This window comes from Staphylococcus sp. HMSC062H10, assembly GCF_001836945.1.
Classification (GTDB): domain Bacteria; phylum Bacillota; class Bacilli; order Staphylococcales; family Staphylococcaceae; genus Staphylococcus; species Staphylococcus aureus.
The window spans coordinates 1-5,027 of the sequence record NZ_KV830985.1; the positions used below are offsets into that span (position 1 = coordinate 1).

At 31.6% G+C, this 5,027-nt stretch carries 5 protein-coding genes; all 5 read right to left on the minus strand.

Translation table 11 applies throughout. The features are described 5' to 3' along the window. Positions 1–547 (minus strand): exotoxin beta-grasp domain-containing protein (locus HMPREF2658_RS08700; protein WP_070854350.1); only part of this gene is annotated, 547 nt, incomplete at its 3' end. A gap of 359 nt (positions 548–906) precedes the next feature. Then, a complete protein-coding gene (locus HMPREF2658_RS08705; RefSeq protein ID WP_000779476.1) occupies positions 907–1,605 on the minus strand; it encodes a superantigen-like protein SSL9 in 699 nt (232 codons plus the stop codon). Between the two features lie 340 nt (positions 1,606–1,945). Further along, positions 1,946–2,641, minus strand: a complete 696-nt coding sequence (locus HMPREF2658_RS08710; protein ID WP_000769825.1) for a superantigen-like protein SSL7 — start codon at positions 2,639–2,641, stop codon at positions 1,946–1,948. A 446-nt stretch (positions 2,642–3,087) separates the two neighbouring features. Then, a complete protein-coding gene (locus HMPREF2658_RS08720; protein WP_000784254.1) occupies positions 3,088–3,792 on the minus strand; it encodes a superantigen-like protein SSL5 in 705 nt (234 codons plus the stop codon). A 360-nt stretch (positions 3,793–4,152) separates the two neighbouring features. Next, complete coding sequence (locus HMPREF2658_RS08725; protein ID WP_000784530.1) at positions 4,153–5,001, minus strand: superantigen-like protein SSL4; 849 nt, start codon at positions 4,999–5,001, stop codon at positions 4,153–4,155. Positions 5,002–5,027 lie beyond the last annotated feature (26 nt).

A 5,027-nucleotide genomic window follows, 5' to 3' on the forward strand; every position in this document is an offset into this window, starting at 1 on the left:
TAGAATTTGTCCAATTAAGTGTAGACGATTCAATTAAATGCTTTCTCAACTTAAAATCTAATTCTTTTAGTGATATTTCTTCTTTTTTAATATCATAAGGGTATCCTCTCACAAAAGCATCTTCACCATTTTCTTTTATAACATTTAATCTTGGTGTGCTGACAAAGCCGGATGTTTTATTGGTCTTTGTTACACCACCAACAGTATATGATATGTCGTGCTTGTCTCTTCTTTCTTGAACAAAAAACACATCTAAGCCCGTATGTCTTCGCTGTTGATATTTACGGTACTCATCTCCAGGCAATAATACTTGAGTCTTCATACCTCTATATTTAAAACGTAAGTTGTTTTTACCATGTTTCAAAGCATTAATGTTTTTCATTTCCTTAAAGTTTCCACTGTAGTATCGGTGTAATGCTTCTTTGTCATGTTTGTTTACTGACTTATGAATTTGTTTTGCATGACCTGAATGGGCCTCTGTTGTTAAAGTTCCTGTTGTTAAAATCCCTAATGCTAATGTAGCTTTTGCTAATACTGTCAATTTCATATTTATTTACTCCAATCTTAATATATTGGATTGTTTTCATTACGTAATTTGAATCATATAGGCTTATTATAACGTCTATCATTTAACGCGATAATTAACCTCGATTTAAATATGCGTGAATTATTATTAATGAAAAACAAATATATTTTAATGTTCAGATTCAATGCCTTTCACGCTTTACATGTCGTTGTTTAGCTGAGTCATTGTTTACTACAACAAATGTTGATACTCTGTTCTGCACTTTGAAATGCAAAAAACAACTTAACAACAGTAATGTATTTAACACGGTTCCTTATATAAGGACACGGGTGTCAATGCACATTTTGTCGTTAAGCCGCTTCTTAATCTATTATGCTTAATTAATTCAAATTCACTTCAATATTTTTAATTTGCTTACTATCTATTACATCAAACATACGATCAAAACTTAATTTTTCACTTAAATCAATTTCATGCTTCTTTTCGTCTTTCATATTAATAACGATTCTACCTTTATCTGACGCGCCTTTATACAATCTATATTTTTCGACTAACATTTTTCTTATTTTAAAATCAAGTTCCTTCAACGATACTTCTTCCTTTTGAATAAAGAACAACTCTTTTATCGAAAAGCCATCTTTAGGATCAACTTTTTTAACTTGCAGTCCTGGATGACTTACATAGCCAAACACGGATCTCACATTTTTCTTTGTTATACCGCCAACGGTATATATGCCGCCTTTAGTATCTATTAATTCAGGTACTGCAAAGACATCACGGCCATGCATCAGTTCTTTATATTTATTTCTATCGTCGCCAATTAGAAATACTTTGAAATTTTTATTTCGTTGGTTAAAGTTTAAAACGTTAGACCCATAATAATCTTCACTTTTAACACTAATGTTTGTTGATTCATAGCTTTCTTGAGAATAGTAATCTTTTAGCATATTTATATAATATTGGCGTTGTGTTTCATCCAACTTTACTTTCGCGTGAACAGTTTGACTTTCTGCTGTCATCACACCTGTAGTTAATATTCCTAATGCTAATGTTGCTTTAGCTAATACTGTTAATTTCATATTTCTGTGCTCCAATCTATTGTATTGGATTGTTTTTATTACGTAATTTGAAACATCTGCCTTTATTATAAAGTGCTTCAAAACAAACTGACATTAACGTGCGTTTAAATAACTTTGAATCATTGTTAATGAACACCTAATTAATATTCAAAGCACGTGGTTTTAATGAGTGGTATGACTTATTTAGTATACTCGTGACTTGTGTTATCAAATGTAAAAAAACAGCCTAACGACGGCATTGCTTTAAATACGCTCCTTTGATAGGATATACATATTTATTCAACGTTTCATCGTTAAGCTGCTTCAAAATTTATTACTTTAAAGTCATTGATTGCTTACTTTAAATTTGGTTAATAGTGACTGCTATACCTCTAATGTCTTTACTATTCAACACATCGCCCATGCGCTCGAATTCCAATTTATCACTTAAATCAATTACTTCTCTTTTCTCGTCTTTCAAATTGATAATGATTTTACCGTATTTAGATGTACCTTGATATAATCCGTAATTTTCAACTAATTGTTTTCTAATTTTGAAATCAAGTTCTTTTAATGAGATTTCTTCTTTTTGAATTAAAAATGAGTCAATTGATGCATCTAAATTTCCGCCATCAACTTTATTAACAACTAATTGTGTTTTAGTTTCAGAAGTTTTGTTATTGCTCTTCGTTACACCACCAACAGTAGATAGTCTGCCGTTTGGATCAATTAATTCTTGTACCACAAAGACATTTTGACCTTGAAGACCTTCTTTATATTTATCTTTATCTTTTCCTAGTAAGAATAATTGGTGATTTTGATCTTTTTGGTTAAAGCGTACAACGTTAGAACCATTGTAGTTTTCAACCTTCCCGCTAATATTACTATATTCAAAACTTGGTGCTGAGTAGTATCGATGTAAGTCTTTAATATCATATAAATGTTGTACTCTCTCTTGCTTTTCTGCCGCTTTTACTGCTTGACCTTCTGATGTAATGACACCAGTAGTTAATAAACCTAATGCTAATGTTGCTTTAGCTAACGTTTTTAATTTCATAGTATTATTCTCCCAATCTATTTATAAATTTTGTCTTAATATATGTTTATGTGATTAATTCAATTACGTAATACGAACAATCTACTATCATTATATATGCAGGATACTGCGCTATGAATTAACCCCATTTTAACTATTCCTGAACCAACGTTAAGCTAATTAATGGAATCCTAACAGTATTAATCATTTTTTATAACACTATGCTATTTTTTTCACCATTCACACTTTCCTTCAATTTAATTATGTTTTCCACATTGTTTCATGTCACCAATGCGACACCGTGCAACTATAGGTATCAACCATTTTCACAAGTTTTATTGTCGTTATCATCTTTCATCGACCCACTTCACTTCCGATTATCATGACTCAAAAAAGAAGCTAAGCAACCTATGCTGCCTAGCTCATCTATACTATCCATATTTTACTATTATCCATGTTTTGTTGAATTATCTAATATTGGCTTCTATTTTATCAATATTTCTGCCATCTATGACGTCACTCATTCGGTTTGTTTGTAACTTTTTATTGAGTTCAAACGTATAATAGCCGCCATCTTTCATTGTCACTTTTATCTTGCTAGCTTTAGGAAACTTTTTATACAAATCAAAATCTTGAATTAAATACTGTCGTAATTTAAAATCAAGTTCTTTCAGCGAAATCTCTTCCTTATAAATGTAGTATCTTTTAACATGTACAGAAACACCTGCACCTACTTCTTTTTTAATAACGAATCTAGGTGCGCTTAAGTAATCATAATAAGCACCTTTATTTTTCTTAGTAACACCACCATATGAATACACTGTGCCGTTGCGATTTTCCGCTTCTTTAACTACAAATATATCGAGACCTGGATTTTTACGTGCTTTAATCCTTTCTATATCTTTACCAAAAATTTGTATTCTTGTGAACTTTCTATTTTTATCAAAGATAAGGTAGTGCTTGCCACCTTTGCTATAACGATAGCCAGTAACATTTTTAAGTTCCTTACTTGCGCCACTATAGTAATCTCTTAAGTCAAAGATATCTTTTGTCACATTTTCATATTTTGATTCATGTTCGCTCGCATCTACAGTTTGAGCCGTAGATGTTATAACCCCAGTTGCTAAAATACTTAGAGCTAAACTGGCTTTCGCAATTGCTGTCATCTTCATAGTTGTATGCTCCAATCGTAATTATTAGATTTGTTCGATTACGTTTATTGAATCATACAGCTTTATTATAGTTGGCGTATGTCTCTATTCACATTAAACCTTGTTTAACTATATTTGAATCATCGTTAATTAAATTAAAGAATCCATAATGTTCGTTAAATAAAAATGACTTTTGTTGTACTTCAACGCTTGATAGATTGGTATTTTTAGACACATATAGGACATAAGCATGTTGTGTTTGGTCAACATCAAATATTCGCCTTCTTATACCACTGCGTAACACGAAAGAAGCTGAGCAACATGTAAATCGTTGTCACTCAACTTCTCATTTCATCGTTCAACGGTTCTATGCAGTATCCATCACGATGATTTTAGATTCACTTCAATTCTATCAATATTTGTACCATCAATAACATCTGCCATGCGATGTTCTTGTAATTTTTTGTGTAATTCAAACGTGTACTTCCCACCATTTTTCATTTTAATAACAATTGTTCCTGAACCAATATTACCGTACAGATTATGTTGTTCAATGAGTTGCTTTCTCAATTTAAAATCAAGCTCTTTCAAGGAAATCTCTTCTTTTGTAATCTTGTATTCTGAAACATCGCGTGAGATTTTGCCTTCCTCATCTTTTTTAGTAATGCTTAATTCTGCTTTATGATCAACTTTTTTACTATTTGTCTTCGTGATACCCCCGACAGAATATTTTTTTAATTGATATTTATTGTCCTCTAAAACGATAAATACATCAATATTATCGTAAGGTCCATCTTTATATTTCATATCATCTTTTCCAACTAAAGCTATTTTATAAATGAACCAATCCGGTATAACATTCATAAACCTAACTGTCGTCCATGGTTTCAACATAAAGCCAAATTGCTTTTCGAATTCTAAACTCGGTTTCGTATAATATGATCTTAAATCCTTATATTTAGGGTTTATTTCCTTTTGTGCTTGTTTTGTGGTTGGCGATTGCGGTTGTACATTTGGTGGGGGTGTTGTAGTTACGCTTGGTGTTTGTTGTGTTGCTTCTGCTTTTGATGAAGGCGATGTTGTTGCTTTTTGTATGTTAGATTTTGGCGTCTGTTCTGTTTTAAGTGCTGATGCTACTTCTGCTTTGGCTGATTGCGTTGTTACTATACTTACGCCTGTTGTTAAAAGTGATAGTGCTAAACTGGTTTTCGCAATTTGTGTCATTTTCATAGTTGTATGCTCCAATCGTAATTATT

Bases quoted from the DNA above. Each gene is read 5' to 3' on its own strand.
- HMPREF2658_RS08710 (WP_000769825.1), bottom strand. From the start codon at position 2,641: ATGAAATTAAAAACGTTAGCTAAAGCAACATTAGCATTAGGTTTATTA.
- HMPREF2658_RS08705 (WP_000779476.1), bottom strand. From the start codon at position 1,605: ATGAAATTAACAGTATTAGCTAAAGCAACATTAGCATTAGGAATATTA.
- HMPREF2658_RS08720 (WP_000784254.1), bottom strand. From the start codon at position 3,792: ATGAAGATGACAGCAATTGCGAAAGCCAGTTTAGCTCTAAGTATTTTA.
- HMPREF2658_RS08725 (WP_000784530.1), bottom strand. From the start codon at position 5,001: ATGAAAATGACACAAATTGCGAAAACCAGTTTAGCACTATCACTTTTA.